Source organism: Mycolicibacterium sp. CBM1, assembly GCF_054073305.1.
On the sequence record NZ_JBSXPP010000010.1, the window covers coordinates 58,989 to 85,095 of the forward strand.

Below are 26,107 nucleotides of genomic sequence, written 5' to 3' on the forward strand. Positions count from 1 at the left end.
CCCACCGTGATCCCGATGACTTGGACGCCCGTCGAGACCCGCGCCGACGACACCTTCGTCGTCGGCCCGCACGAGCGGCTGAGCTGGCCGCGGACGCTGGGTATCGGCGCCCAGCATGTGGTGGCCATGTTCGGGGCCACGTTCCTGGTGCCCGTGCTGACCGGCTTTCCGCCGGCCACCACGCTGCTGTTCTCCGGCGTCGGCACGCTGCTGTTCCTGGTCATCACCGGCAATCGGCTGCCGAGCTATCTGGGCTCCAGTTTCTCGGTGATCGCCCCGGTGACCGCGGCGGTGGCCGCGCACGGCACCGGCAGCGCACTGGGCGGGCTGATCGCAGTCGGGGCGCTGCTGATCGTGATAGGGGCCGTGGTCCAGCTGGCCGGCACCCGCTGGATCGAGCTGGCCCTGCCGCCGGTGGTGACCGGCGCCATCGTCGCGCTCATCGGATTCAACCTGGCACCCGCGGCCAAGACGAATTTCGAAAAGGGGCCACTGGTCGGCATCGTCACCCTGGTACTGCTCGTGGCGGCGCTGGCCTTCTTCCGGGGCATCCTGGGCCGGCTGGCGATCTTCCTGGCGGTGGTGATCGGTTATCTGCTGGCGCTGGCCCTCGGCGACGTCGACACCTCCGGGATCGCCGCCGCAGGATGGGTCGGGTTGCCGCAGTTCCAGACGCCCACGTTCAACCTGTCGGTGTTGCCGATGTTCCTGCCCGCGGTGATCGCGCTGGTCGCCGAGAACATCGGACATGTGAAGTCGGTCGGGCAGATGACCGGCGTCGACACCGACCCGCTGACGGGGCGCGCCCTGGCCGCCGATGGCCTCGCCACCGTGCTGGCCGGCCTCGGCGGCGGATCGGCCACCACCACCTACGCCGAGAACATCGGGGTGATGGCCGCGACGCGCGTTTACTCCACCGCCGCCTACTGGGTGGCCGGAGCGACGGCGATCGTGCTTGCGTTGTGTCCTAAAGTCGGCGCGACCATCTCCGCCATTCCGCCCGGTGTGCTCGGCGGCGCCACCATCGTGCTCTACGGGCTAGTCGGCGTGCTCGGGGTGCGGATCTGGCTGACCAACCGGGTCGATTTCGGCTTGCCGATCAACCAGATGACTGCCGCGATAGCGCTGATCATCGGCATCGCCGACTTCACCTGGAGCATCGGCAGTCTGACGTTCACCGGCATCGCGCTCGGCTCGATCGCCGCGCTGGTGATCTACCACGGCATGCGGGCGCTGGGCGCGTTGCGGGGGGCACGGAACCCCTCCTGATACCGCTTCGGCTCAGGGCTCGGTGACCAGGTGCCGGGTCCTGTCCTCGCGGACCGGAACACCGTTGCGGCCGTTGATGTCCTGGGCGTAGAGCCCCACCGAGTAGGCCACCCCGCCGCCGAGGATGCCCAGCGCAGTGCGGTCGACGTGGTCGAGGGTGTCGGTGCTCTTGTGGTAGTTCGGGTCGAACGGTGCGTCGGCAGTGCCGCCCCACAGCTTCTGTTGTTCGGCGGTCTTCTTCTCCTCCGCCCCGGAGAACAGCCCGCCGGACGGCACCCCGGCCTGGGTGAAGGCGTCGTAGTCCGAGCGGCCGTCGAAAGAGGTGTCCTGCGCGGTCTTGCCCGCCCCCTTGAGGTAAGCCACCAGGGTGCGCTCGATACCGGGTGATCCCTCCGGCACGCGCGGGACGCGGTCACCGGGGTCCGCGGACTGGTCACCGTCATATGTGAAGTAGCCGGGGTTCGGAGAGCCGATCATGTCGTAATTCAGATACAGCGCAATGTCTTTGAGCTGATCCACGTTCAGCGACTCGATGTACTTCTTGGACCCGACGGTGCCGAGTTCCTCGGCACCCCAGAGCGCGAACCGCACGGCGTTGTGCACCTCGGGAGACGAGCCGAGCTGTACCGCGGTCTCCAGTACCGCGGCCACGCCGGAGCCGTTGTCGTTGATCCCCGGGCCCTCCGGCACGCTGTCGAGGTGGGCCCCGACCATCACCACGTCGGACGACGATCCGGTCTTGGTCTGGGCGATCACGTTGCGGGCGTTGATCGTTCTGGTGCTGGCGTCCAGCTTGAGGGTGGTGGCCCCGGGGTTGGCACGCAGCCGTGCACCATCGGCTTTGCTCACCCCCACGACCGGGATCGCGACGGTGCTGTCCTCGCCCAGGGTGGCGCCCATGCGCTCCTCGTCGACGTTGTCGGCGACCACCAGCGCAACGGCACCCAGCTTGGCGGCGATGGCCTGCTTGTCGACGAATGGGCAGGCGCCCCGATCGACCAGCACTACCGCGCCGCGTACCGGCAGCCCGTCGTAATCGGCCGGTGCGCAGCCCGGGCTGTCGTCGGGGGGCGCAGCGACCAGCGGTCCGGCGACGCCCTGCGGCGGGGTGGGGATGCTGAACTCCAACGCGTTAGCGGGCACCTCGCCGCCGGCCACGCGCAGGTCAGCCGTTCCGGGCTGAAAAACCCGGGTCTGGAACTCCGGGGTCTGGACGTCGAACCCCTTGCCGCGCAGCACGCCGGCCACGTAGTCGACACTGGCGTCGAACCCGGGGGTGCCCACCGCCCTGGTGCCGTCATTGGCGTTGGCGATGGCCTGCAGCTTCTGCAGGTGGGTGACCATCGCCTCGGTCGTCAACCGCTGGCGTAGTGCATCGGCGAACTGCGTTGCCGGCGGGCCGGCTGTCACCGGTTGTCCGGCGCCGGAGGGACGGCTGCATCCGGCCAGGGCGACGACGGCGACGGCGAGCGTCAGCCAGGACACGACGGAGTGTCTGTAAGTCACCGCGCCCAGGTTAGACGCTTACGGGGCGGACCGGACCTGGGTGTCGGGCTGCGAGGCCGTGGCATCGGGCTGCGCGGGCGTTCCGCCCGGCAGCTGGCTGAGGCCAATACAGGTGCCGGTGTCACTGCCGTCACACGGAATACCGCGGACCTCGGGCAACTGGTCGGGACCGCGCTGGTAGACCTGAGCCTGCGGCGCGTCGATCGACGGCAGGCAGCCGTCGAAATGGATCTGGCTCGTCTCGTTGGTCGGGCAGGGATCGGCCACCGCGATCCCCGGTTGGGACGGCGCGATGGCAACCACCGCCGCAACGGCGGCGACGCCGAGCAGACCAGCCGACACAGCGAAGAACTTGCGTGACAGCGTCACAAAGAACACCTCGAATTTAGTTGGCTTTGTCTGTGTCTTCACTCCTTGTCTGCCCGCACAGTGCCCCACCAAACGGCCGACGCGCAGCTTCGGGTGGCACGATGTCGGCGATGCCGCCGACCACCGCCCCCGTCCCGCGCCGCCGCCTGGTCACCTCGACCGAGGTGCTGGTCGCCGTGCTGGTCGTGTGCGCGCTCGTCGGCACCTGGATGCGTGACGGTGTTGCCGGCAACCCACGACTGGCGACCGCGGGAACGGTGTTCGCCGGGGTCTTTCTGCAGGCTGTTCCGTTTCTGGTGCTCGGCGTGATGATCAGCGGGCTGATCGCTGTCTACGTCTCCCCCGCACGGCTGGCGCGGTGGCTGCCCCGACGCGCGCCGGTCGCAGTACTGGCCGCCGGGGTGGCCGGCGCCGCGCTACCGGGGTGCGAGTGCGGCTCGGTGCCGGTGGCCCGGCGCCTGTTCGGCGACGGTGCGGTGGGAGCGGCGGCACTGACGTTCATGCTCAGCGCGCCGGCCATCAACCCGGTGGTGCTGGTGGCCACCGCGGTCGCGTTCCCCGGCCAGCCGCAAATGGTGCTGGCCCGCTGCGTCGCCTCACTGGCCACCGCCGTGGTGATGGGGGTGCTGTGGTCGAGGTGGGGCCGGCCGGGCTGGGTGACCCGACGGCTGCCCCGCTCCGACCACGACAGCACGCAATCTCGCTGGACGGTGTTCACCGAGGCTGCCCGCCACGACTTCCTGCAGGCCGGTTCGTATCTGGTGATCGGCGCGGCCGCGGCCGCCACATTGCGGGTTGTGGTGCCGCCCTGGGTGTTCGAGCACGTGGCCGGCCATCTGCTCATCGGTGTGGTCACGATGGCGCTGCTGGCATTCGTGCTGGCGTTGTGTTCGGAAGCCGATGCGTTCGTTGCGGCAAGCCTGACCATGGTGCCGTTGGTCCCACGGCTGGTGTTCCTGGTCGTCGGCCCCGCGGTGGACATCAAACTTGTTGCCATGCAAGCGGGATTGTTCGGCCGCGAGTTCGCGTTGCGCTTCGCTCCGGTGACGCTGGTGGTCGCGACGGTGCTGGCCACCGTGACGGGACTGGTGCTGTTGTGAGGCGCGAGACGGAGAACACCCTGCTGCTGGTAGTGGGGATCGCGATCGTGATGGTCACCGCCACCGGCGCCTATACCCGCTACGTCAAGCCCGGGATGTGGCCCTGGCTAGCCATATCGGCCGCGGCGCTGATCGGCCTGGCGCTGGCAGCGATCGTGCGCGATATCCGCGGCGGCGGCGCCCACAAGGTTCCTCCTCACGACACCCACGATGACGCCCACCACTCTCACCGCGGCGGCATCGTCTGGCTCCTGGTCGTCCCGGTGGTGCTGCTGATTTTCGTCGTGCCACCGGCGTTGAGCGCCTCGGCCGCCCAGCCGGCGACGGTATCGGTGTCCAACGCACGGTCATTCCCGCCGCTGCCGCCCGGGGCGGCACCGGTGGTGTCGCTGCCCGAGGTGCTCATGCGTGTCGCGGTCGGCAAAGTCGGCGGCTTGGACGGCAGGCAGATCACCGTCGACGGATTCACGATGCGCAAGGGCGAGCAGGTGGACCTGGCCAAGATCGTCATCGTCTGCTGTGCCGCCGACGCGCAACTGGCCCGATTCCACCTTTCGGGCCCGGCTGCCCAGAGCGCCGCGGGGCTGCCCGACAACACCTGGGTCCGGGTCGAAGGCACCGTGCCGCCCGGGCAGACCTACTCCGGGACGTCGTCGATCCCGACGTTCGCGATCACCAGCCTGACGCGGATCGACCCGCCCGCCAACACCTACGGCTGACGGAACGCCGCGACGATCAGGTCGGCGACCGCGCCCATGCCGGCGGCGTTGGGGTGGAACGGTTTCGGCCGCCACGGCAACAACGAGCCGGCGCCGATCGTCCAGGGGTCGGCCGACCAGGCGTGGTGGTCGCGGCTGGCGCGGGCCGCCGACACGACCTCACAGCCGGTGGCGTGCGCGGCCTCGGCGGTGATGTCGGCCAGTCTTTCCGCGACGTGGCGCCCCAGGTCGGCGACATCCTCGGACAGCGGTGGGGCGGCCATGCCCGCGGGTGGGAGCAAAGTCAGATAGTCAACGAACAGAATTCGCGCCCTTGGCGAGCGGGCGCGAACCGTCTCCCCCACCGTCCGCAGCGCAGCGCCGACGTCGTCGAGTGCCCGTTCCCGGGCAACAGGATCCAGCAGTTCGCGCAGTGCCTCACCCAGTCGCGGGAGCCTGCGCAGCACAGCGGGCAGGGTGGCGGCGAACAGCAATGGCACGTAACCAACGTCGTTGCCACCGATGGTGACGGTGACCAGCTCCTCGGAGCCGTCCAGGGCGTCGACCTGGGGCGGCGCGTCGTGCTGGCGCTCACGCAACACGTGCGCGGTGGTCGCACCGGAGTAGGTGACGTCGACGAGATCCAAGCCGAGGAGCTCGGCACTCAGGTGCGGGTAGTTGCGGGCCGAGCGGCCCGCGGCGAACGGTGAGCCCGGCGCGCGGGGCTTGATGCCTGGGCCCGCAGCCATCGAACTGCCCAAAGCAACATAGCGGCTCTTCTCTTCGTTCATCCCCGGAGCAACGTAGCGGCTCTTCTCTTCGTTCATCCCCGAAGCAACGTAGCGGCTCTTCTCTTCGTTCATCCCCGGAGCAACATAGCGGCTCACGCATCCTGCCAATCCAACTCCGGGCTGGAGGCCTGCGCCCAGAATCTCTTGGGGATACGTCCGGCGTGACGGGCCAGCAGACCGGCGGTCACCGCCGCCGCCATCGCGGCGGCCATCGCCGGCGGATCAGCGGCACGCGTGACGGCGCTGGCCAACAACACTGCGTCACAACCTAATTCCATTGCCAGGGCGGCGTCACTGGCGGTGCCGATGCCGGCATCCAGGATCACCGGTACGCCCGCCGCGCCGACGATCATCTCGATGTTGTGTGGGTTGGAGATCCCCAGCCCGGTGCCGATCGGCGAGCCCAGCGGCATGACCGCGGCACAGCCGATATCCTCCAGTCGCCGCGCCAGGACCGGATCGTCGTTGGTGTAGGGCAGCACCACGAACCCGTCATCCACCAATTGCTCTGCCGCACGTACCAACTCGATCGCGTCGGGTAGCAGGGTCCGCTCGTCGGCGATCACCTCGAGCTTGACCCAGTCGGTGCCGAGGGCCTCCCGGGCGAGCTGCGCGGTCAGCACCGCTTCGGCGGCACCACGACAGCCCGCGGTGTTGGGCAGCGGGGTGATCTCCAGCCGGCTCAACAGATCCAGCACCCCGGTGCCGCCCTCGGCGTCCACCCTGCGCATCGCCACCGTCGTCAGCTCGGTACCCGAAGCCACCAGAGCCTCTTCCAAGACAGTCAGATTCGGCGCGCCACCGGTACCGAGGATCAGCCGCGAGCCAAAGGTGCGGCCTGCGATGACGAGTTGGTCAACCACCCTGAACCGCCGTCACGACATCGACGCGGGCCCCCTCGGGCACCACCGAATCCCACTCCGAGCGCGGCAGGACTGTCCAGTTCACCGCCACCGCTATACCTCGCTCGGGAAGGCCGAGGCTCGCCAGTAACGCTGTCACTGTGGTATCGGCGGCGAGCTCCATCTCCTCGTCGTTGACCATCACCTTCACGCCCGCACTCCTATCAATTCCGCGGCAGTTCGCTCGGCGGTCCACGGTGCCAACAGAAAACCCGATCTGCCGTGGCCGGTGGCCACCAGGGTGCGCTCGTCGAGGCGCCCCACGATCGGCAGGTTGTCCGGCGTCATCGGGCGCAGCCCCGCCGCGCATTCTGCCAGCTCGTACTCGCCGAGCGCGGGCATCACCGCGCAGGCGTCGTCGAGCAATTCCCGGGCACCGGCGACCGACGGCGCGGTGTCGCGGCCGTGTTCGTATTGGGTGGCGCCGACTACCACGCCGTCGGCGCGGGGCACCAGATAAACCGCGCGGCCGTGCACCCTGGCCCGAATCACCCGCTGCGGCAGCGGCATACAGCCCCGCCGCCAACGCAGCCGCAATACCTCACCCTTGACGGGCCGAACCTGCAGACCGGGCCACAGCGTCGGCGCGTCGATCCCGTTGGCGATCACCACCGTCTCGGCGCCGTCCCTGGCCTCCAGCAGGCTGGCCACCGGCGGCGCCCAGCGCACGCCGAGTTGCTCACAGTGCGCCTCGAGGGCGGCCACCAGCTTCCGGTTGTCCACCGCGAGCTCGTCGGTAGCCAGGAAGCCGTGCCGAATACCTTGGGCCAGCAGCGGTTCGATATCGCGGGCGGATGTCGTCACGGTGACCGGATGGCCCTGGACCGACAGCCACTCGGCGACTGTCCGCAGATCGGCGGCGTCGGCCCGATCGACCGCGACCACCAGAGACTCGCGGGCGGTGACGACATCGTCGGGCAAACCGTCGAGGAAACCGCTGTGCCACAGGCGCAGCGACGCCAGGCCCAGCGCCAGCAGCTGCTCCTCCCCCGGCCAACCCTCGCTGTGCGGGGTCAGCATCCCGCCGGCCACCCAGGAAGCGCCCACCGCGGATGGAGCGCGGTGCACCCGCACTGACATCCCGTCCAGCGCGGCGCGGCGTGCCACCGCGAGGCCGATGACGCCGCCTCCGATGACGGCCAGCGATTCGTTCGACATGTCCCCTTCGCTTCCTTCGCCGGCATGACCCGGATCAGGTGGTGACGGTCTGGAGGTTCTGCCTCCACTCTCAGTCCCGCTTCAGGGACTCCCGTGCCGGCCTTCCACGCTAGCCGCTACCGTCGCGGTGTGCACGAACCTCACTCCAGGCTGGCCGGCGCGCGGCTGTATCTGTGCACCGACGCTCGCCGAGAGCGCGGTGACCTGCCCGAATTCATCGACGCGGCGCTGCGCGGCGGCGTCGACATCGTGCAGCTGCGGGACAAGGGCTCGCCCGGCGAGCAGCGGTTCGGACCGCTCGAGGCACGCAGCGAGTTGGCCGCGTTGGAGATCCTGGCCGAGGCTGCCGCCCGCCACGGTGCACTGGTGGCGGTCAACGACCGCGCCGACATCGCCCGCGCGGCCGGTGTCGAGGTCCTGCACCTGGGTCAGGACGATCTGCCCCTGGACGTCGCCAGGCAAATCGTCAGCCCGCAGACACTGATCGGTCGCTCCACCCACGAGATCGGTGAGGCGTCCCGGGCGGTGATGGAGGACGTCGACTATTTCTGCGTGGGCCCGTGTTGGCCGACACCGACGAAGCCTGGGCGGCCGGCACCGGGCCTGGATCTGGTGCGAGCGGTGGCGAGTATGCAGCCCGACAAACCGTGGTTCGCCATCGGCGGGATCGACGAGCAGCGGCTGCCGGACGTCCTCGACGCCGGTGCGCGTCGGGTCGTGGTGGTGCGTGCCATCACCGCCGCGGCCGACCCTGAGGCAGCCGCTCGACGGCTCAGCACGGTGCTGGCCGCTGCTAGGTGATCTCAGCGCTCGCCGGTGTGCACCAGGCGAAGACCCCGGACCGGATCTCGACGGTGTGGGGCACCGCCAGGCGGCATGCGTCGTGCTCGTGCGGGTTCAGCACGGTGGTGATGCGCAACCGTTCCCAACTCGCCGCGAACCCGGGGTGCAGCGGCAGGCCGACCACGTCGTCCTCGGCGACCCAGCGCAGCTCGGAGCTCTCCCGGTTCGCGACGGTGGTCAGCAGCTCGGGGGCGTCGGCGACGACGGTGGTGTAGCTCCACTGCGCGCCGGCGGAGCCGACGATCTCGGCGGTCACGACCGTGGCAAGGACCAGGACGTGTTCGGCGAGCAGCCCCGCCTCCTCGTGCGCCTCGCGCACGGCGGCCTGTTCGGGTGTTTCGTGGCTGTCCCGGGCGCCGCCGGGCAAACCCCATGTACCGCCCTGGTGACTCCACGGCGCGCGGTGCTGCAGCAGGACGGCGGGCGTGCCGTCCGCCCGGGGCGCCCGCAGCAACAGCCCGGCGGCACCGTGCCGCCCCCAGTACGGCGTGCCGGTCTCGGACACCACCCAACCGTCGCCGTCACCTCGCACGCGTTCAGAATAAGCACGCCACGCCGCAGCACGTCGGTCGATCCCGCCCCATCCGTCACAGCACCTCTTAGGATTGTCTCAGGAAGCGGGCCGGGTATACCGGCAGAAAGCAGCAGTGGATCCGGACTACAGGGAATGAGGTCCGCGCGAGGTGACCGTTGAGTTGGCGCACCCGTCGACCGAGCCGTTGGCACGACGGTCGCCGACCCTGCCCGTTCACCCTCGCTGGTGGTTCCTGCGCACGACGCCGGGGCGGATCCTGACGATCGGGATCATCCTGGCGACCCTGGGGATCTGCAGCGCGTTCGCGACGTCGACGACCATCACCGACCGGCAGAACCAACTGACCAACGTGCTGAACAACACCGAGCCGTTGGCGTTCGCCGCCGGCCAGCTCTACACCACGCTGTCGGTGGCCGACGCCGCGGCGGCGACCGCCTTCATCGCCGGCTCGGAACCGCGTGCTGTGCGGCAGCGCTACGAGCAGGCGATCACCGACGCGGCGGTCGCCGTGACCCGCGCGGCCAGCGGTCTGACCGACGAACCTCTGGTGCAACTACTCGGCCGGATCAACGCGCAGCTGGCCGTCTACACCGGGCTCATCGAGACCGCGCGGACCAACAACCGGATGGGCAACCCGGTCGGGTCGTCATACCTGTCGGAAGCATCGGCGCTGATGCAGCAGCAGATTCTGCCTGACGCGCAACGGCTCTACGAGCAGACCTCGGCGCGGGTGGACGCCGAGACCACCGCGTCGACCCAGATCCCCGCGCCGGTCATCATCGTGGTGGCGATGACGTTGTTGTTCGGTGCGTTCGCACACCGCTGGCTGGCCGCGACCACCAAGCGACGGGTCAATGTCGGACTGATCGCCGGCGGGCTGGCGGTCGTGGTGATGATCATCTGGGTCGGTTCGGCGCTGGCGATCTCCACTGCAGGAAGCCGCGCCGCCAAGGACACCGCGGCCGAGTCGCTGAAAACGGTGACTAACCTGGCGATCACCGCGCAGCAGGCCCGCGCCGACGAGACGCTGTCCCTGATCCGCCGCGGGGACGAAGACGTCCGTAAACGGTCCTACTACCAGCGGGTCGAGACGATGCACACCCAGCTCACCGAATATCTGGCCCGCAAGGACGCGATCGCCAAGAGCGATCTCGCCGACGCCGACCAGCTGCTGATGAAGTGGCGGCAGGCCGACGAGCGGATCAACGCCTACATCTCGGTGGGCAACTACCAGGCCGCCACTCAGGTGGCGCTGGGCACCGGCGAGGACGATTCGACGCCGGCGTTCGACAAGCTCGACGACGCGTTGTCCAACGGTATCCGGGAGAGCCGCACGCAGTTGCGCAACGACATCCTGTCCGCGCGCCGGGTGCTGTCCGGCACCACGGTGGGTGCGGTGGTGCTCTCGGTCGGGGCGGCGGTGGCGGTGGCGCTGGGGTTGTGGCCACGACTGAGCGAGTACCGGTGATGAGCGCCCGCGCGAAGAACAGACCAGGTGTGATGAGCGCCCGCGCGAAGAACAGACCAGGTGTGATGAGCGCCCGCGCGAAGAACAGACCAGGTGTGATGAGCGCCCGCGCGAAGAACAGACCAGGCGCGTTCCGAATGGTGTGCCTCGTGATCGCCGCAGCAGTCGCGCTTTCCGGATGCGGGAAGTCGGAGTACATCCAGAGTCCACCGGTGCCTACGCTGGCTCCGCCCACGCCGGCCGGGATGGAGGAGCTCGCCCCCGAACCGCCCCAGCCGCCCGACCCCGCAGACACCGCCTGCGACCGGACCGCGAGCCTACGACCGTTCCCCACCAAGGCCGAAGCCGACGCCGCCGTCGCCGCCATCCGGGCCAGGGGCCGGCTGATCGTCGGACTGGACATCGGCAGCAATCTGTTCTCCTTCCGCGACCCGATCACCGGGGAGATCACCGGTTTCGACGTCGACATCGCCGGCGAGGTCGCGCGTGACATCTTCGGAACGCCCTCGGCGGTCGAGTACCGCATCCTGTCTTCTGCCGACCGGATCACCGCTTTGCAGAACAACACCGTGGACATCGTCGTCAAGACCATGACCATCACCTGTGAGCGGCGCAAGCAGGTGAACTTCTCGACCGCGTACTTCATGGCCTACCAACGCATTCTGGCGCCGCGGGAATCGGCGATCTCGCAGGCGTCCGACCTGTCCGGCCGGCGGGTGTGTGTGGCGCGCGGCACCACGTCGCTGGACCGGGTACGCCAGATCGCCCCGCCGCCGATCATCGTGACGGTGGTCAGCTGGGCCGACTGCCTCGTCGCGCTACAGCAACGGGAGGTCGACGCGGTCAGCACCGACGATTCGATCCTCGCCGGTTTGGTCGCCCAGGACCCTTACCTGCACATCATCGGACCGAACATGGCCCAGGAGCCGTACGGGATCGGCATCAATCTGACCAACACGCCACTGGTGCGATTCGTCAACGGCACGCTGGAGCGGATCCGCCGAGACGGCACCTGGAACACGTTGTACCGCAAGTGGTTGACTGTCCTCGGGCCGGCACCCGCTCCTCCGACGCCGAGGTACGTGGACTGATGAGCAGCCCGGACCAGCCCACGAACCAGCCAGAAGCCGACCTCGGAACGCAACCGGCCAGCTTCGACGATCTCGGTATGGACTCGATGTCGACGGTCCGCCCGATGGCCACCCAGGCGATCTTCCGGCCGCAGTTCGGTGACGACGACGACGTCGTCGGCAGCGTCGGCGCCGAATCGGAGTCGATGCACCAGGCCACTGTGGGCCGCAAACTCTCGCCGACCCGGCGCCTCGGTGGCGGTCTGGTGGAGATCCCGCGGTTCCCCGAGATCGACCCACTTGCCGCATTGATGGTCAATCCGGTTGTCGCCGAATCCAAGCGGTTCTGCTGGAACTGCGGCCGGCCCGTCGGCCGCCGATCCGACGAGGGCGAAGCCGAGTCGGAGGGCTGGTGCCCGCACTGCGGCAGCGCGTTCTCGTTCCTGCCGCAACTGGTGCCCGGCGACATGGTCGCCGACCAGTACGAGATCAAGGGCTGCGTCGCCCACGGCGGTCTGGGCTGGGTGTACCTGGCGGTCGACCACAACGTCAACGAACGCCCGGTGGTACTCAAGGGTCTGGTGCATTCCGGCGACGCCGAGGCGCAGGCCATCGCGATGGCCGAGCGGCAGTTCCTGGCCGAGGTGGTCCATCCGTCGATCGTGAAGATCTTCAACTTCGTCGAGCATCCGGACTCCCGTGGCGAGCCGGTCGGCTACATCGTGATGGAGTACGTCGGCGGCAAGTCGCTGAAACTGCCCAAAGGCGAGAAGCTTCCGGTGTCCGAGGCGATCGCCTACATGCTCGAGATCCTGCCCGCACTGGGCTATCTACACTCGATCGGCTTGTGCTACAACGATCTCAAGCCCGAGAACATCATGGTGACCGAGGAGCAGCTGAAGCTGATCGACCTCGGCGCGGTGTCGCGGATCAACTCGTTCGGATACCTCTACGGCACCCCGGGCTACCAAGCGCCGGAGATCGTGCGCACCGGACCGACCGTCGCCAGCGACATCTACACGGTGGGCCGGACGCTCGCTGCGCTGACGCTGAAACTGCGCACCCGCAAAGGACGTTACGTCGACGGGCTACCCGACGACGATCCGGTACTGAAGACCTACGATTCGTTCGGCCGGCTGCTACGACGCGCGATCGACCCCGATCCGCGTCGCAGGTTCGCCAGTGCCGAGGAGATGTCCTCGCAACTGCTCGGTGTGCTACGCGAAGTGGTCGCCGAAGACACCGGGGTGCCGCGGCCCGGCCTGTCCAATGTGTTCACCCGAACCCGCTCGACGTTCGGCGTGGAACTGCTTGTCGCACATACAGATGTCTACCTCGACGGGCTTGCGCACGCCGAGAAGCTGACCGCCGCCGAGATCGTGACCGCGCTGCCGGTTCCGCTGGTCGATCCCACGGACATCGCGGCGACGGTGCTGTCGGCGACGGTGCTCTCACAGCCGGTTCAGACGCTGGATTCGTTGCGCGCGGCGCGCCATGGTGGACTGGACTCCGAGGGCGTGGACCTGAGCGAGTCGGTCGAACTCCCGTTGATGGAGGTCCGTGCGCTGCTCGACCTCGGCGACGTCGCCAAGGCCAACCGCAAGATCGACGACCTTGCTGAACGAGTGGGCTGGCGCTGGCGGTTGATCTGGTTCAAGGCGGTATCCGAGTTGCTGACCGGTGACTACGACTCGGCCACAAAGCATTTCAGCGAGGTACTGGACACCTTTCCCGGTGAGCTGGCACCCAAACTCGCCCTGGCCGCAACGGCCGAGCTGGCCGGGACGTCGGACGAGCTGCCGTTCTACCGGACGGTGTGGCACACCGACAACAACTCGATCTCGGCCGGTTTCGGCCTGGCGCGGGCCCAGTCGGTGGAGGGCGACCGCGAGGCCGCCGTTCGCACGCTCGACGAAGTGCCTGCCGCGTCACGGCATTTCACCACCGCACGGCTGACCAGCGCGGTGACGCTGCTGTCCGGCCGTTCGACGCACGAGCTGACCGAGGAACAGATCCGCGACGCGGCGCGGCGGGTCGAGGCGCTGCCCGACAGCGAACCACGAGTGCTGCAGATCCGCGCCCTTGTGCTGGGCACGGCGATGGACTGGATCGGCGAACACACCGCGAGCACCAATCACATCCTCGGCTTTCCGTTCACCGAGCACGGCCTGCGGCTGGGTGTCGAGGCGTCACTGCGGAGCCTCGCGCGTGTCGCCACCAGCCAGGCGCACCGCTACGCACTGGTCGACATGGCCAACAACGTGCGGCCGACCAGCACGTTCTAAGGGCGTTCGGTCGGCGTCGACTGTGCGGCAGCGGCTTTCACTGTGCGCGTACGGCGGTCACACTCGCCAATCGGCGCCGTAGACGCACAGTCGACGCCTTCATCGCACAGTCGATTCCCGCGCTGCAATGGCGCGGTGCACTCGACGAAGGATGTCGGCGGGACGGTCCTCGGCCACCACCCGGATCAGCACCCACCCGAGGTCTTCGAGCATCTCCTGGCGGCGGATGTCGCGAACGTACTGCCGGCGATCGGTGCGATGGTGGTCACCGTCGTACTCGACTGCGATCATCAACTCGGGCCAACCCATGTCCAGATACGCCACCACCGTCCCGTCGGCGAACACCGGAATCTGCGTGTGCGGTCTGGGCAGTCCACCGCGGACCAACGTCAACCGCAGATAGGTCTCGCGCGGCGACTCCGCGCCGGGGTCGACCAGTTCCAACACCGACTCCAACCGGCGCAGCCCACGGACGCCGGGATGATTACGGGCAAGCGCCGACACGTCGTCGACACGGAACCGGGTTGCCCTGGCCAGGGCATCCAGCCGGGCGACCGCCGGTGTCTGGTCGACGAGTCGGCCCAGGTCGAAAGCCGTCCGCTCGGCAGTGGTGACGCGAAACCCGGCGAGTGCCTGAACCTCTCCGCTGTGCAGCAGAGCGCGCCGGGTCACCACACCGGCGGGCGCGCGCGCATTCGCGTGAATGAGCTCGACCGGAACGTCATCGGCGATCCATCGGGCTCCGTGCAGCGCCGCCGCGGCGAGTCCGGCGATCACTGCCGCACCGCCTGACCACAGCCAGGCCGCCGCAATGCGATCGCGAAGCGACGGTTCACCGTCGCGGGGTAGGTAGATGTCGGGAAGTACACGAGCGAAGCGGCTGCGCAGCTGGTGGCGGCTCAGGGCACCGGAGGCCAGTGCCGCGCTGCCGACGAAAGGTCTGTTGCCGCTGTGCATTGCAGCAGGCTCGCACAGAGCGTGGCGCATGCGCGGCGGCTATCCACAGCTCATCGACTGTGCGAATGTGGCTTCCACTGTGCAACCCTGGCGGCCACACTCGCCGATCGCCGCCGTGAACGCACAGTCAGCGCCCGGACCGCACAGTCAGCGCAGGCCGAAGCGCTCGCGAAGCACCGGATCGTTCTCCCACCACAGCTGCCCGACCGGATCGGGTGCGGCCGTCCCACCCAGCTCAGCGTCGACGTCCTTCGCGCGGCGGCGTTCGTCGGTGCCGAGCTGGCGCATGAGCAGCAACACGAACGGAATGCTGACGACGTCACCGACGATCCACAGAATGCCTGCACCGATGGACTGGTCGACGCGCGGACTCGGCCCCCAATCCCGTTGCAGCGAAGCGTAATAACCGGCAGCCACAAGCGGGCCGAGCCACAGCACGACGCCCAGCACGCCGTCGGCCAGCGACTCGGCCACGGTGATCCCGATCGACACCAGCGGAGAGAACCGCGTGGGAACCGGGTCCGCCTGCAGGCGAGCGTAGAAATAGCCGAACCCGACTCCGACGAGCACCAGCCGGGTCGCCACCGCGAGCGGCCCAGTCATCGACGCGACGTACCACGGTGTGAGGTACAGCAACCACGGAGTGGCCATCATCGCCAGCGACGTTGTCAGCGGCGAGCACACCCGGCGGGCGAGTCTGGACCCCAACGCCGGCTCCACCACCCGGCGAACACGTGCCGAGCCAGCGCACACCGTCGCCATCGGTCTGCCCAGCGCCAGCAACAGCGGCGCGACGAACAGCAGCGCGAGCACCTGCAACGCCCGCACCCAGAACAGCACCGGCGCGAACCCGCCGACCGCGCTGAACGTGGCGACCGCCCAGACCGCAAGACCCGCCAGGAAACTGCCCGCCTGTGCCCGCCCCACCACTCCGGCGGCGTGGGCCCGTCGATGGCACAACAGAAACCCCGCGCCGAGAGCCGCGATCAGCACCAATGCGGTGCCGTCGAATGCCCACCATCGGCCGGTCACAGCTGGCGACGCTACGCCGGCTCCCTGGGAGGTTGCCGTGCGCCGAAGTGGTCAGCCGGCGAGCGTGGCGGCCAGCTGCTCGAACGTCAGCACCCAACCATTGACGTAGGAATCGAACTCCTCGGGCGGCAGCAACGAGTGCTCGATCGACATCAACGTCTCGTCGTCGCCGGTCGGCTGGAACGTCACCGTCACCACACTGGCCCGCGTCGGGTCGGGCCAGGCGGAGCTGGCCCAGGTGAACCGCAGCCGGTGTGGCCGGTCGATGGTCAGGAACTGTCCGCTGATCAGCACCGCGGTCCCGGAGTCGTCGAGGTCGAGGTGCAGTCTGCCGCCGACGTCGGCGTCGACCGTAACGGCGACGACGCGGACCGGACGCGGGCACATCCACTCCCGCAATGCTTGTGGATCCAGCCACTCGTCGAACACCACGTCCGGCGCGGCGGGCATCACCCGCTGCACGCGCACAGTCACCGTCTCGGTCATCAGTTCCCTCGCCCGCCGCTCTTCTTGCGGCGCAACCGTTCTGCGAGCGCATCGGCGCGAGAGTTCCAGAAGTCGGTCTGCTCGGCGATCCACTGCTGGGCCGCGGCCATCCCGTCGGGCCGCAAGGAGACCCAATGTTCGCGCCCCCGGACCTCCCGCTGGATCAGTCCGGCCGACTCGAGCACGCCGATGTGCCGGGAGACCCCGGCGAACGTCATGGGCAACGGCGCGGCGAGATCGCTGATCCGGGCGTCACCACCGCGCAGTGCTTCCAGAAGCCGGCGGCGGGTCGGATCCGCGAGCGCCGCGTACGCGCGGTCCAAATCCGAATCTTCAACCATCTTGTTGACTATAGCGATAAGCCGTGATGCACTGTGAACATCGATATTCAACTGGTTCGTTGAACGATCTCCGGTGAAGGAGCACCATGCAGACACCTCCGATCGTGTCGGGGCAGGAGTGGGAGACGGCCCGCCGCCGACTACTGGACCGGGAGAAGCAGATGACGCGGGCCCGCGACGCGCTCGCGGCCCTGCGCCGGCGGATGCCCTGGACCCGGGTCGAGAAGAACTACGAATTCGACGGACCGGCAGGACGACTCAGCTTGCTCGACCTGTTCGACGGCCGACGCCAGCTGATCGTCTACCGGGCATTTCTGGACCCCGGGGTGCACGGCTGGCCTGAACACGGGTGCGTCGGCTGCTCGCTGATGGCCGATCACATCGGGCACCTCGCCCACCTGCACGCGCGCGACACCACGCTGGTCTACGCTTCCCGCGGCTCGCAGGCCGACATCGGCCGGATCAAGGCCAGGATGGGCTGGAACATCCCCTGGTACACCATGGCGCCCACCAAGGACGCAGCGTTCGACGTCGACTTCGGCGTCGACCAGTGGCACGGGACCAACGCGTTCATCCGCGACGGCGACCAGGTGTACCGCACGTACTTCATCGATAGCCGCGGCGACGAGATCTTCGTCAACACCTGGCATTTCCTCGACATGACGGCACTGGGGCGCCAGGAGACGTGGGAGGACTCACCGGCCGGCTACCCGCAGACCAAGCCATACGAATGGTGGCGCTGGCACGACCACTACCGATGAGCACACGACCTAGATCGCCGTGAGGCACGCCCGCGCGATCGCCAGCTCCTCGTTGGTCGGGATCACCAGCACCGTCGTCGGCGACTTCTCCGCCGAGATTCGGCGCGCAGCCCTGGCCGGACTGTCGTTGAGGTGTTCGTCGAGTTCGATGCCCAGCGGCGCAAGCCCGGACAGCGCATCCCGGCGGACCCGGGCGTCGTTCTCACCCACTCCCGCCGTGAACGTCACGACGTCGGTGTGGCCGAGCACCGCCAGGTAGGCGCCGATGTACTTGCGCAACCGGTGGATGTAGACGTCATAGGCGAGTTGTGCTGCCTCCCGGTCTTCTTTCGATCCGGACTCGATCCGGCGGTGGAGCACGCGGAAGTCGATCTCACCGCCGAGCCCGTACATGCCGGAGTGCCGGTTGAGCATGGTCTCGATCTCCTCGACGCCCATGCCGGCGGTGCGCCACAGGTAGATCAGCACGCCGGGGTCGACATCCCCGGAGCGGGTGCCCATGACCAGACCCTCCATCGGCGTGAGCCCCATCGAGGTATCGAGCGGGCGCCCGCCAGCGATCGCCGAGGCCGATGCGCCGTTACCCAAATGCAGCACAATCTGATTGAGCGACTCGATCGGCACGCCGAGGAACTCCGCCGCCTGCCCACTGATGTACTGGTGCGACGTGCCGTGAAAGCCGTACCGCCGGATCTGCCAGCGAGCGGCCAGGGCGGCGTCGATCGCGTACGTGGCGGCCGCGGCGGGCAGGTCGTGGAAGAACGCGGTGTCGAACACCGCGATGTGCGGCAGGTCGGGCAGCACCCGGCGCGCCACCTCGATACCGAGCACGGCCGGCGGGTTGTGCAGCGGCGCCAGCGCGGCGAGCTCTCGCAACCTCTCGATCAGTGCGTCGTCGACCACCGTCGGCCGGTAGAACTCCTGACCGCCGTGCACCACCCGATGGCCGACGGCCACCAACCCCTGCGCGTCCAGGTCTTCACCTGCCTCGGTGAGCAATGCGAAGGCCGTTCGCAACGCGGCCTCGTGGTCCGCGATCGGGCCCTCGCGCCGAAGGGTGTTCGAGCCCACCGACAGCGTCGCGGTCGAGGTCTCCTCGCCGATCCGCTCGACCATTCCGTGCGCCAGTGAGGTGCCGGTATCGGGCTGCACGAGTTGATATTTGACCGACGACGAACCGGAGTTCAGTACCAGAACGGTGTTCGCCATCAGTTCCCTTGGGCCTGGATCGCGGTGATCGCGACAGTGTTGACGATGTCCTCGACGAGCGCACCGCGGGACAGGTCGTTGACTGGCTTGTTCAACCCTTGCAACACCGGCCCGATTGCGATGGCGCCCGCGCTGCGCTGCACGGCCTTATAGGTGTTGTTGCCGGTATTGAGGTCCGGGAAAATGAGCACCGTCGCGCGGCCGGCCACCTGCGACCCCGGCATCTTGGCCGCGGCCACCGTCGGGTCGACGGCTGCGTCGTACTGGATTGGCCCTTCGACCAACAGCTCCGGCGCTCGAGCGCGGACCAGTTCGGTTGCCGCCCTGACTTTTTCCACGCCCGTGCCGCTGCCCGATGTGCCGGTGGAGTACGACAGCATCGCCACCCGCGGCTCGATGCCGAACTGCGCCGCGGTGCGCGCCGAGCTGATCGCGATGTCGGCGAGTTGCTCGGCGGTGGGATCCGGCACGATAGCGCAGTCGCCGTAGGCGAGCACCCGGTCGGATAGGCACATCAGGAAGATGCTCGACACCGTGTCGACGTCGGGCTGGGTCTTGATGATCTCGAAGGCCGGGCGCACGGTGTGCGCCGTGGTGTGCGCGGCACCGGAGACCATGCCGTCGACGATTCCGTTGTGCACCAGCATCGTCCCGAAGTAGGACACGTCGTGCATCGTCTCGCGGGCTTGCTCCAGCGTCACACCCTTGCTCTTACGCATCTCGGCGTATTGCGCGGCGAACTCATCACAGAGTTCACTGGTGCGCGGGTTGAGCACGGTCGCCGCCGCCAGGTCGACACCCAATTCGGCAGCGCGTGAGCGGATTTGGCTCTCCTCGCCGAGGATCGTCAACTCGGCCACTTCACGGCGCAGCAACCGGCCCGCCGCCTGCAGGATGCGATCGTCGTCGCCTTCGGGCAGCACCACACGTTTGCGGTCCGCTCGTGCCCGCTCCATGAGCTGGTAGGTGAACATCTGCGGGGTGGTGACCGTCGGCATGGGCACCGCGATCCGGTCTTGCATGTCGGCGATGTCGACGTAGCGCTCCATCAGCGCGATTGCGGTGTCGATCTTGCGCTGCGAGGTCGCGGTGACCCGCCCGCGGGCGCCGGCCACCGCGCTGGCCGTCTCGAAGGTGCCCAGATCGCTAGCGATGATCGGCAACCGCAGGCCGAGCCCGTTCACCAGCTCGGCGATCGAGCGGTGCAGCGCCAGACCACCGTTGAGGATCACCGCCGACAAGGAGGGGAAACCTTCCGCGGCGTGTGCACTGGCGACGGCCAGCACTACGTCGGACCGGTCGCCCGGCGTGATGACGGTGACGCCCTCGGTGAGCCGCTCGAGGCAGTGCTCCGCGGTCATCCCGGCCACGAGCACACCCATCACCTCGCGGCCCAGCAGCGACTCGTCCCCGTGCACCAGGACGCCGTTGACCGCTGCACTCAAGTCGGCGACGGTCGGGGCGACCAGCAGCGGTTCCTCCGGCAGGACATAGACGTGCGGGCCCAGGTCCCGGCACGCGTCGGCCACGGCCTGCATCTGCGAGGGTGCGCACCGGTTGGCGACTACGGCGGCGGTGTGGGCGTGCTGGGTGGCCAGCTCAGCGAGGCAGAGCTCGATGACCTGGACTACCTCCTCGGGAGTGCGGTCCCGCGCGCGGACGGACAGCAGGACAGGGGCACCGAGGTTGGCCGCAATGCGAGCGTTCGTGCTCAGTTCGGTGGGGGTGGCGACGTCGGTGTAGTCGGAGCCGACGATGACCACCGCGTCGCAGCGGGCCGCCATGGCGTGATAGCGATCGACGATGTCGGCGATCGCACCGTCGGGATCGGCGTGCAACCGCTGATAGGTCACACCCACGCAGTCCTCGTAGGTCAGCCCCGCGTTGCTGTGCGCCAGCAGCAGTTCCAGGATGTAGTCTCGGTTCTCCCGGCGGGTGATCGGACGGAACACTCCCGCCTTGGGCACCATCGCGGTGAGCCGGTGCAGGATTCCCAGCGCGATGGTGGACTTGCCGGTGTCGCCTTCCGGCGAAGCGATGTAGATGGAAGTCGCGGTGCGGGCATCAGTCACGGAACTCAGCTTTCCGCATCCCCAATCGAGTGCCAAGCGCAGCCGTCCGCCGGTGCAGCCGTAGCGGGTACGCGCATCGCCACAGGCGGATTTAGCAACGATACGGCCGTGCGGTACGCGCCACGACGAGCCGGCGATCGACATCATCGCCAGCTGCCGTGATCCCGGCTCAAACCCGCTGCCTGGGCGCCTTGACTTTTGCTTCGCTATCCGCCGAACAGCTTAAGCACAGGGGCCGGCGCAGCCAAAGACAACACGCTAGGGTAAACTTGGCAAACTCCAAAGAGTAAGCCATAACTTTTTGATCTCAATCATCTGGTGTGGAACAGCCTCCACCTGCATGTTCCGGGGGGACAGAGCCAACGACGGTGAAGGACCTTCTCAGTTGACCAGCACCCTCGATCTCCCCACGTCGAGACTCGCCGGAACCCTCCCGGTCACCGCACCGCCGCGGCCGGCCCGGCACCGCAAGCGCATCCGTCCCTCCGCTGGCCATCTGCTCCGAGTGGCCCTGTTTGTCGCGCTCGTGCTCGTCGCGTTCGGCGGCAGCTTCTACCGCACTGCGTTGTCGATCGCCGGCGGCTCCCCGCTGGCCTACCTCGCGGTACTGCCGCTCCTGCTGGCGATGATCGCTGTGGGCTGTGCCGCTCCGCCGCGCGGCGTCGGCGACGCCGAGGCCGACTGGATCCTGGCCGCGTTGGTCGGCGGCCTGGGCTTGGTGTTGCACTTCCAATTGGAGAGCAGGCTGCCGACGCTGTCGGGCCTGTGGCGTCTGCCACTGATCGGCGCCGTCATCTGGGCCGCCGTCGCCGCCACCGTCCTGTTCGGGGTTCGGCGGGTCGCCGTGAAATGGCCGGCGTGGTTGTTCGCCATCGCCACGGTGACCCCGCTGCCCTACCTGATGGCCACCGCGTGGCTCGGCGGGTCGCCCGTCGCCACATCGTCGGTCGCCGCCCTCATCGGGGCCACCGCGGTGTACCTCGCCGGCCGCCAGCACCCGCTGCAGTGGCGGCTGGCCGCGGCCACGGTATGTGCCGTGCTCGGCCTCGGCGCCGCTGTGACACTGGCCGGCTGGCCGTTGCTCGTCTCGGTCACGGTCAGTGCGGGCGCCGTTCCGCTGCTCACGTTCGTGGCGCTGGAGACCGCCATGGGCGGCAGGCCGTCGCACCCACACGCCGAGACCACACCCCTGCCGCGGCGCTCGCCGTTGTCCTTGGGCCTGCTCGCCGCGGTGGCCTGTCTGCTGCTGGTGCTCGACATCCCGCGGTCCGCCGCTGCGCAACCACCGCCACAGGCACGCCCGGACTGGGTGAGCGTGATGGGGCTCCAGCCGAGCCGGAAGTTCGACTTCGTGACGCGTTACCTCGGCCCGGATGCCACTTTCGTCCGCTACACCGTCCCTACGCAAGAGGGATACCCCCAGGCCGCGGTCGATGTGATCACGGCCGACGACCTGGCGACGCTGCGGGCGTACCGTGACGTCGTCTGGTACCCGGTCTCCGTCATGCCGAATTACACCGCCCTGGACTCCAAAAGTCCTGTGGTGAAAGATATCCGGGCGGCTGCCAGCGACTCCTCGGCAAACACCGAAGCCGCGGCGCGCCAGTGGTACACCGCCACCTGGATATGGCGCACCGGAGACAGGTACCAACAGGTACTCGTCGTGCTGAACCAGGACCCGACTTCGCAGGCTCCCCCACCGCCGCCCGAGCCGATCTCGTTGCACGACACCGTGGCAGCACCGGCACTGTGGCTCACCCGCCAGCAGGCCGACCCGTCCGGCGAGGTCGATCCCGAGGTAACCGATCGTGCTCACCAGATCATCGCCGAAGTGCTGAGCGCGGGAGCCGCCCGCCGTGGCTGAACAACCCAAGACCACCACGCTGCCCGACCACTTGTCCGCGCGCAGTGCGCTGGGTCTCCGGACCCTGCTGGCGATGCTGGGTGTTATCACCGCGATCGTCCTGTTGACCGTGACCTATCCGCGGGTCGCGACGCCGGCGCTGACCCTGCTTGCCGCGGTCCTCTACCTGGCATCGACAATCGACCGGAATCTGTTGATGCTGCGGGGTATCCGGTCCCCGGCCATGGTGTCGGTCAGCGACGCCGATGCTCTGGCGGTACCGGATGAGGACCTGCCGCTCTACACGGTGCTGTTGCCGGTGTACCAGGAGCCGGAGATCGTGCAGAACCTGCTCGGCGGTGTCGGCAACCTGGACTACCCACAGCACAAGCTGGAAGTACTGCTGCTCGTCGAAGACGACGACGTCGCGACCCAGGCAGCACTGCATCTGTTGCCCATCAAAGGGATTCGCGTGGTCCTCGTGCCGCACAGTCTGCCGAAGACCAAACCGAAGGCCTGCAACTACGGGATGTCACTGCCCGGTCTGCGCGGTGAGATGGTCACCATCTACGACGCCGAGGACATCCCCGATCCCCTGCAACTGCGCCGCGCGGTGGTGGCCTTCCGGCGCCTGCCCGCCGACGTGGGCTGCCTGCAGGCCCGGCTCGGCTACTTCAACGAATCGCAGAACCTGCTCACCCGCTGGTTCTCGATGGAGTACGACCAGTGGTTCGGCGCCGTGTTGCCCGCCGTCGAGAACTCCCGGTGTGTGGTGCCGTTGGGTGGCACCTCCAACCACATGCGGACCCGCACCTGGCACGACGTCGGTGGCTGGGACGAGCACAACGTCACCGAGGACGCCGACCTCGGAGTGCGCCTGGCCCGCAACGGATACCGGACGATGATCCTGGATTCGATCACCCTGGAGGAGGCCAACTCCGATCTGATCAACTGGATCCGCCAGCGCTCCAGGTGGTACAAGGGCTACCTGCAGACGATGATCGTCCATCTGCGCCGGCCGGACCAACTGCGTCAGGAAATAGGACTCAAAGCTGCTTTACGCCTGGTGAACATGACCGGCGCCATTCCGGTGGCCAACGCCGCCAACCTTCTGCTGTGGTCGACGATGACGATCTGGATCGTGGGCCGCCCGCACGCGGTGAGCCTGATGTTCCCGCCGGTGACCTACTACCTGTGTCTGGTGCTGTTTCTGCTCGCGGCGCCGATGTCACTGTTCGTCGGACTCATAGCCGTGGTCGCGCTGGGCAAGCCCCAGCTGTGGTGGGCGGCCCTGCTGGCACCGGGATATTGGCTTCTGCAATCGATCGCCGCGTTCAAAGCGGTCTACCAGCTGTTTTTCCGGCCGTTCTATTGGGAGAAGACTGTGCACGGATTGACTCACCCCACCGACACCAAGATCGCGGCAGGCGCCTGATGGCCATCACCCGGACCTGGACGCTCCTGCTCACGCTGCTGCTGATGTTCGGCACCCTGGTGGGCGCCCCGAGTGCGTGGGCCGACCCGGAACCCGTCGGCCCCGAGGTGGTCCCGGGCGCCGAGGACGCCGTCGCCCCCGAGGCCAACACCACGCCGCCGATCGCATGGCCGCAACTCGGCCGCTCCGACCGCATCGACATCGTCGGCAGCAACCAGGTGGCCGACACCGACATCCCGGTCCCGCTGGGAGTGGTCCCCGGTCTGCTGACCGGTTCCGTCGGCTCCGCGGTCAACGTCGCCGACGGTCGCGTCGACGTGCTCGACGGCCGCGGCGTACTGCTGGGCAGCATCGCCGCACCACCGGACGCCGGGTCAGCCCCGTTCGCCGTCGACATCTCCAACGCCGCCGTGACCGACGGGACAGCAAAGCTGAGTTTCGTTCTGCGGGACAGTAATCCGGTCGGTAACAACTGTGCCCAGCCGCCGTCGCTGACGTTGGGCCAGTTGGCAGCGACCTATCTCGGGCAGACACCTTTTCCGGTGCTGGTCTCGGACTTCGAACCCGGCTATACCGACCAGATCGTGATCCGCACGGGACCGACCCCATCGCGCGCCCAGCAGCAGGCCGCGCTGGATCTGGTGGCCAAGCTCACCCGTCAGTACCGGCCGATGCCGGTGCGCATCGACGTCGACACCTCACCCGATCCGCTGCCGCCGGGGTCACCCACACGGCGGGTCATCGAACTGCGCGAGGTGGCGCCCGCCGGCCTGACTGTGGAGAACCCGAACTCACCGGACGCGGTGCTGGTGATCTCCGGCAGGGGTGACGATCTGAGTCGCCAGGTCCAATTGTTCACCGATCAACGCATCAAGCTGGCCCAGACCGGCTCGGTGGCGGTCACATCGGTGAAGTCCGACGCCCCGAAGTCCGCCGATGTCAAGACTTTCGCGCAGCTCGGGATAACCGGTCAGACCACGTTCATCGGCCTGTCGACCCTCTACGTCGGCGTCGATGTCAGCCAGTTCGCCGTCGGATCGATTCAAGCGGCCACGCTGCACCTGATGGGTCACTACACGCCGGTGCTCGGCGGGCAGGCCTCCGTGGTGGTGCGCTCGGGAAACACTGTGCTCGGCTCCCACCGGCTCGACGAGTCCGGCGTGCTCGACCTCACCGGCACCATCCCGGCCGCGTCGATCCAGTCCAACGTCGGGATCGCTCTGGAACTGCGGTACATCCCCAGCCAACAATGTGGACCACTCAACGACCGCATCCAGTTCACCCTCGACCCGAATTCGACGATCGCCGTAACCGCTGGAGATCACAACCGCGGTGGGTTCCCCGTCCTGCCAATGGCATTCACGCCGGACTTCGACGTGGTGGTCGACTCACCCGAGCATCTGCGCTTCGCCGCCGAGGCGGTCAACCTCATGGGCCAGCAGACCGCCCTGACGCTGCAGCCGCGGCTCAGCACCCTGCCCACTGCGGCGGCCAGCGGCCGCGGCCTGCTGGTGGTCGCCCGCGGGGAGGACCTGTCCCGCGCCGGACTGACACCCACCGTCGTTTCGAAGCAGGGCAGCACGGTCGATTTCCGCGGCGATCCGGACACCGACGTCAACCTCAACGGCCCGCTCGGCGTCCTGCAGGTGTTCTCCCAGAACAACCGAACGATCCTCGCGGTGGACGGGACCGATGACTGGTCGCTGGTCTCGCGTAGTTTCGACTACATCCGGTCGCTGGACTCACGCTGGGCGTCACTGACGGGTGACGTGGTGGCCACCGGCGCGGCCGCCCAGACGGTGAACCTCACACTGCGCGAGGGTGGTCCGCTGATCAACGACTACCCAGGCGACGGCTGGAAGTGGTGGGCCTGGGCGTCGGCAGCAGCAATCGGCGCCGCCGTGATCGGGGCGATCGGCATCCTGGTCTGGCGACGGCGCCGGCGGCCGCCCCAAGAGGTCCCCGACGAGTGATGCG

General features: G+C 68.2%; 24 protein-coding genes and 1 riboswitch. Of the genes, 11 read left to right on the top strand and 13 right to left on the bottom strand.

Translation table 11 applies throughout. The features are described from left to right. Window positions 1-15 precede the first annotated feature (15 nt). Window positions 16-1,269: a uracil-xanthine permease family protein gene (locus ACXDF8_RS14830; protein WP_457224027.1), complete on the top strand. Its 1,254-nt coding sequence runs from the start codon at window positions 16-18 to the stop codon at window positions 1,267-1,269. Between the two features lie 12 nt (window positions 1,270-1,281). Here ACXDF8_RS14830 and ACXDF8_RS14835 read toward each other — a convergent pair whose 3' ends face one another. Further along, a complete protein-coding gene (locus tag ACXDF8_RS14835) occupies window positions 1,282-2,775 on the bottom strand; it encodes a M28 family metallopeptidase (protein WP_457224028.1) in 1,494 nt (497 codons plus the stop codon). 18 nt (window positions 2,776-2,793) lie between these two features. Next, window positions 2,794-3,144, bottom strand: a complete 351-nt coding sequence (locus tag ACXDF8_RS14840) for a hypothetical protein (RefSeq protein WP_457224029.1) — start codon at window positions 3,142-3,144, stop codon at window positions 2,794-2,796. 110 nt (window positions 3,145-3,254) lie between these two features. Here ACXDF8_RS14840 and ACXDF8_RS14845 point away from each other — a divergent pair, with 110 nt between their 5' ends. Further along, window positions 3,255-4,244, top strand: a complete 990-nt coding sequence (locus ACXDF8_RS14845; RefSeq protein ID WP_457224030.1) for a permease — start codon at window positions 3,255-3,257, stop codon at window positions 4,242-4,244. Continuing rightward, window positions 4,241-4,963 (top strand): TIGR03943 family putative permease subunit, encoded by a 723-nt coding sequence (locus ACXDF8_RS14850; RefSeq protein WP_457224031.1) that lies wholly within the window; start codon window positions 4,241-4,243, stop codon window positions 4,961-4,963. Before ACXDF8_RS14845 ends, ACXDF8_RS14850 begins: the two co-directional genes overlap by 4 nt. Here ACXDF8_RS14850 and ACXDF8_RS14855 read toward each other — a convergent pair. From ACXDF8_RS14855 to thiO, 4 genes are all read right to left on the bottom strand, one after another. Beyond that, a complete protein-coding gene (locus ACXDF8_RS14855) occupies window positions 4,954-5,733 on the bottom strand; it encodes an SGNH/GDSL hydrolase family protein (RefSeq protein ID WP_457224163.1) in 780 nt (259 codons plus the stop codon). The two genes, ACXDF8_RS14850 and ACXDF8_RS14855, sit on opposite strands and share 10 nt — an antisense overlap. Before the next feature lie 92 nt (window positions 5,734-5,825). Then, window positions 5,826-6,596, bottom strand: coding sequence for a thiazole synthase (gene thiG / locus ACXDF8_RS14860; protein ID WP_457224032.1), 771 nt, complete (start codon window positions 6,594-6,596; stop codon window positions 5,826-5,828). Next, entirely contained in the window at window positions 6,589-6,786 is a 198-nt protein-coding gene (gene thiS, locus ACXDF8_RS14865; protein WP_457224033.1) for a sulfur carrier protein ThiS, read from the bottom strand. The genes thiG and thiS overlap by 8 nt, the downstream gene beginning before the upstream one ends. Continuing rightward, on the bottom strand, window positions 6,783-7,793 hold the full coding sequence (thiO, locus tag ACXDF8_RS14870; protein ID WP_457224034.1) for a glycine oxidase ThiO: 1,011 nt from the start codon (window positions 7,791-7,793) through the stop codon (window positions 6,783-6,785). Before thiO ends, thiS begins: the two co-directional genes overlap by 4 nt. Continuing rightward, a riboswitch (TPP riboswitch) is annotated at window positions 7,788-7,898 on the bottom strand. (Overlaps the previous gene by 6 nt.) Window positions 7,899-7,922: 24 nt before the next feature. Between thiO and thiE the strand changes: the two genes are divergently transcribed. Further along, entirely contained in the window at window positions 7,923-8,594 is a 672-nt protein-coding gene (thiE, locus tag ACXDF8_RS14875; protein WP_457224035.1) for a thiamine phosphate synthase, read from the top strand. Here the strand turns inward: thiE and ACXDF8_RS14880 are convergent. Next, window positions 8,587-9,168, bottom strand: coding sequence for an NUDIX hydrolase (locus tag ACXDF8_RS14880; protein WP_457224036.1), 582 nt, complete (start codon window positions 9,166-9,168; stop codon window positions 8,587-8,589). The genes thiE and ACXDF8_RS14880 overlap by 8 nt on opposite strands. A 151-nt stretch (window positions 9,169-9,319) precedes the next feature. On the opposite strand from ACXDF8_RS14880, the gene glnX reads away from it, so the two are divergent. The 3 genes from glnX (at window position 9,320) to ACXDF8_RS14895 (ending at window position 13,994) form a co-directional block, all read left to right on the top strand. Next, window positions 9,320-10,639, top strand: coding sequence for a protein kinase G-activating protein GlnX (glnX, locus tag ACXDF8_RS14885; protein ID WP_457224037.1), 1,320 nt, complete (start codon window positions 9,320-9,322; stop codon window positions 10,637-10,639). Window positions 10,640-10,776: 137 nt separating this feature from the next. Further along, window positions 10,777-11,730, top strand: a complete 954-nt coding sequence (locus tag ACXDF8_RS14890; RefSeq protein WP_457224164.1) for a glutamate ABC transporter substrate-binding protein — start codon at window positions 10,777-10,779, stop codon at window positions 11,728-11,730. Beyond that, window positions 11,730-13,994 carry a serine/threonine-protein kinase PknG gene (locus ACXDF8_RS14895; protein WP_457224038.1) on the top strand — a complete coding sequence of 755 codons (2,265 nt, stop codon included), beginning with the start codon at window positions 11,730-11,732 and terminating at the stop codon, window positions 13,992-13,994. Before ACXDF8_RS14890 ends, ACXDF8_RS14895 begins: the two co-directional genes overlap by 1 nt. 99 nt (window positions 13,995-14,093) lie before the next feature. Here the strand turns inward: ACXDF8_RS14895 and ACXDF8_RS14900 are convergent, their stop codons facing one another. From ACXDF8_RS14900 to ACXDF8_RS14915, 4 genes are all read right to left on the bottom strand, one after another. Then, window positions 14,094-14,951, bottom strand: a complete 858-nt coding sequence (locus ACXDF8_RS14900) for an endonuclease domain-containing protein (RefSeq protein ID WP_457224039.1) — start codon at window positions 14,949-14,951, stop codon at window positions 14,094-14,096. 147 nt (window positions 14,952-15,098) lie between these two features. Then, window positions 15,099-15,983, bottom strand: coding sequence for a cytochrome c oxidase assembly protein (locus tag ACXDF8_RS14905; protein WP_457224040.1), 885 nt, complete (start codon window positions 15,981-15,983; stop codon window positions 15,099-15,101). A gap of 51 nt (window positions 15,984-16,034) precedes the next feature. After that, complete coding sequence (locus tag ACXDF8_RS14910; RefSeq protein ID WP_457224041.1) at window positions 16,035-16,469, bottom strand: SRPBCC family protein; 435 nt, start codon at window positions 16,467-16,469, stop codon at window positions 16,035-16,037. Further along, on the bottom strand, window positions 16,469-16,810 hold the full coding sequence (locus ACXDF8_RS14915; protein ID WP_457224042.1) for an ArsR/SmtB family transcription factor: 342 nt from the start codon (window positions 16,808-16,810) through the stop codon (window positions 16,469-16,471). Before ACXDF8_RS14915 ends, ACXDF8_RS14910 begins: the two co-directional genes overlap by 1 nt. Before the next feature lie 86 nt (window positions 16,811-16,896). Here ACXDF8_RS14915 and ACXDF8_RS14920 point away from each other — a divergent pair, with 86 nt between their 5' ends. Further along, window positions 16,897-17,571, top strand: coding sequence for a DUF899 domain-containing protein (locus ACXDF8_RS14920; RefSeq protein ID WP_457224043.1), 675 nt, complete (start codon window positions 16,897-16,899; stop codon window positions 17,569-17,571). A 9-nt stretch (window positions 17,572-17,580) separates the two neighbouring features. Here ACXDF8_RS14920 and ACXDF8_RS14925 read toward each other — a convergent pair whose 3' ends face one another. Together ACXDF8_RS14925 and pta are read right to left on the bottom strand one after the other, a co-directional pair. After that, window positions 17,581-18,780: an acetate kinase gene (locus ACXDF8_RS14925; protein ID WP_457224044.1), complete on the bottom strand. Its 1,200-nt coding sequence runs from the start codon at window positions 18,778-18,780 to the stop codon at window positions 17,581-17,583. Continuing rightward, a complete protein-coding gene (gene pta / locus ACXDF8_RS14930) occupies window positions 18,780-20,852 on the bottom strand; it encodes a phosphate acetyltransferase (RefSeq protein WP_457224045.1) in 2,073 nt (690 codons plus the stop codon). The genes ACXDF8_RS14925 and pta overlap by 1 nt, the downstream gene beginning before the upstream one ends. Before the next feature lie 385 nt (window positions 20,853-21,237). On the opposite strand from pta, the gene ACXDF8_RS14935 reads away from it, so the two are divergent. The 3 genes from ACXDF8_RS14935 to ACXDF8_RS14945 all read left to right on the top strand — a co-directional run bounded on the left by ACXDF8_RS14935 (window position 21,238) and on the right by ACXDF8_RS14945 (window position 26,103). Next, window positions 21,238-22,716, top strand: a complete 1,479-nt coding sequence (locus tag ACXDF8_RS14935) for a hypothetical protein (RefSeq protein WP_457224046.1) — start codon at window positions 21,238-21,240, stop codon at window positions 22,714-22,716. A gap of 73 nt (window positions 22,717-22,789) precedes the next feature. Beyond that, a complete protein-coding gene (locus tag ACXDF8_RS14940) occupies window positions 22,790-24,130 on the top strand; it encodes a glycosyltransferase family 2 protein (protein ID WP_457224165.1) in 1,341 nt (446 codons plus the stop codon). Then, on the top strand, window positions 24,130-26,103 hold the full coding sequence (locus tag ACXDF8_RS14945; protein ID WP_457224047.1) for a cellulose biosynthesis cyclic di-GMP-binding regulatory protein BcsB: 1,974 nt from the start codon (window positions 24,130-24,132) through the stop codon (window positions 26,101-26,103). Before ACXDF8_RS14940 ends, ACXDF8_RS14945 begins: the two co-directional genes overlap by 1 nt. The last annotated feature ends 4 nt before the right edge of the window (window positions 26,104-26,107 follow it).

Bases quoted from the DNA above. Each gene is read 5' to 3' on its own strand.
- ACXDF8_RS14830 (WP_457224027.1), top strand. From the start codon at position 16: ATGACTTGGACGCCCGTCGAGACCCGCGCCGACGACACCTTCGTCGTC.
- ACXDF8_RS14845 (WP_457224030.1), top strand. From the start codon at position 3,255: ATGCCGCCGACCACCGCCCCCGTCCCGCGCCGCCGCCTGGTCACCTCG.
- ACXDF8_RS14855 (WP_457224163.1), bottom strand. From the start codon at position 5,733: ATGAACGAAGAGAAGAGCCGCTATGTTGCTTTGGGCAGTTCGATGGCT.
- thiO (WP_457224034.1), bottom strand. From the start codon at position 7,793: ATGTCGAACGAATCGCTGGCCGTCATCGGAGGCGGCGTCATCGGCCTC.
- ACXDF8_RS14890 (WP_457224164.1), top strand. From the start codon at position 10,777: ATGGTGTGCCTCGTGATCGCCGCAGCAGTCGCGCTTTCCGGATGCGGG.
- ACXDF8_RS14895 (WP_457224038.1), top strand. From the start codon at position 11,730: ATGAGCAGCCCGGACCAGCCCACGAACCAGCCAGAAGCCGACCTCGGA.
- ACXDF8_RS14900 (WP_457224039.1), bottom strand. From the start codon at position 14,951: ATGCACAGCGGCAACAGACCTTTCGTCGGCAGCGCGGCACTGGCCTCC.
- ACXDF8_RS14910 (WP_457224041.1), bottom strand. From the start codon at position 16,469: ATGACCGAGACGGTGACTGTGCGCGTGCAGCGGGTGATGCCCGCCGCG.
- ACXDF8_RS14915 (WP_457224042.1), bottom strand. From the start codon at position 16,810: ATGGTTGAAGATTCGGATTTGGACCGCGCGTACGCGGCGCTCGCGGAT.
- ACXDF8_RS14920 (WP_457224043.1), top strand. From the start codon at position 16,897: ATGCAGACACCTCCGATCGTGTCGGGGCAGGAGTGGGAGACGGCCCGC.
- ACXDF8_RS14925 (WP_457224044.1), bottom strand. From the start codon at position 18,780: ATGGCGAACACCGTTCTGGTACTGAACTCCGGTTCGTCGTCGGTCAAA.
- ACXDF8_RS14940 (WP_457224165.1), top strand. From the start codon at position 22,790: ATGCTGGGTGTTATCACCGCGATCGTCCTGTTGACCGTGACCTATCCG.
- ACXDF8_RS14945 (WP_457224047.1), top strand. From the start codon at position 24,130: ATGGCCATCACCCGGACCTGGACGCTCCTGCTCACGCTGCTGCTGATG.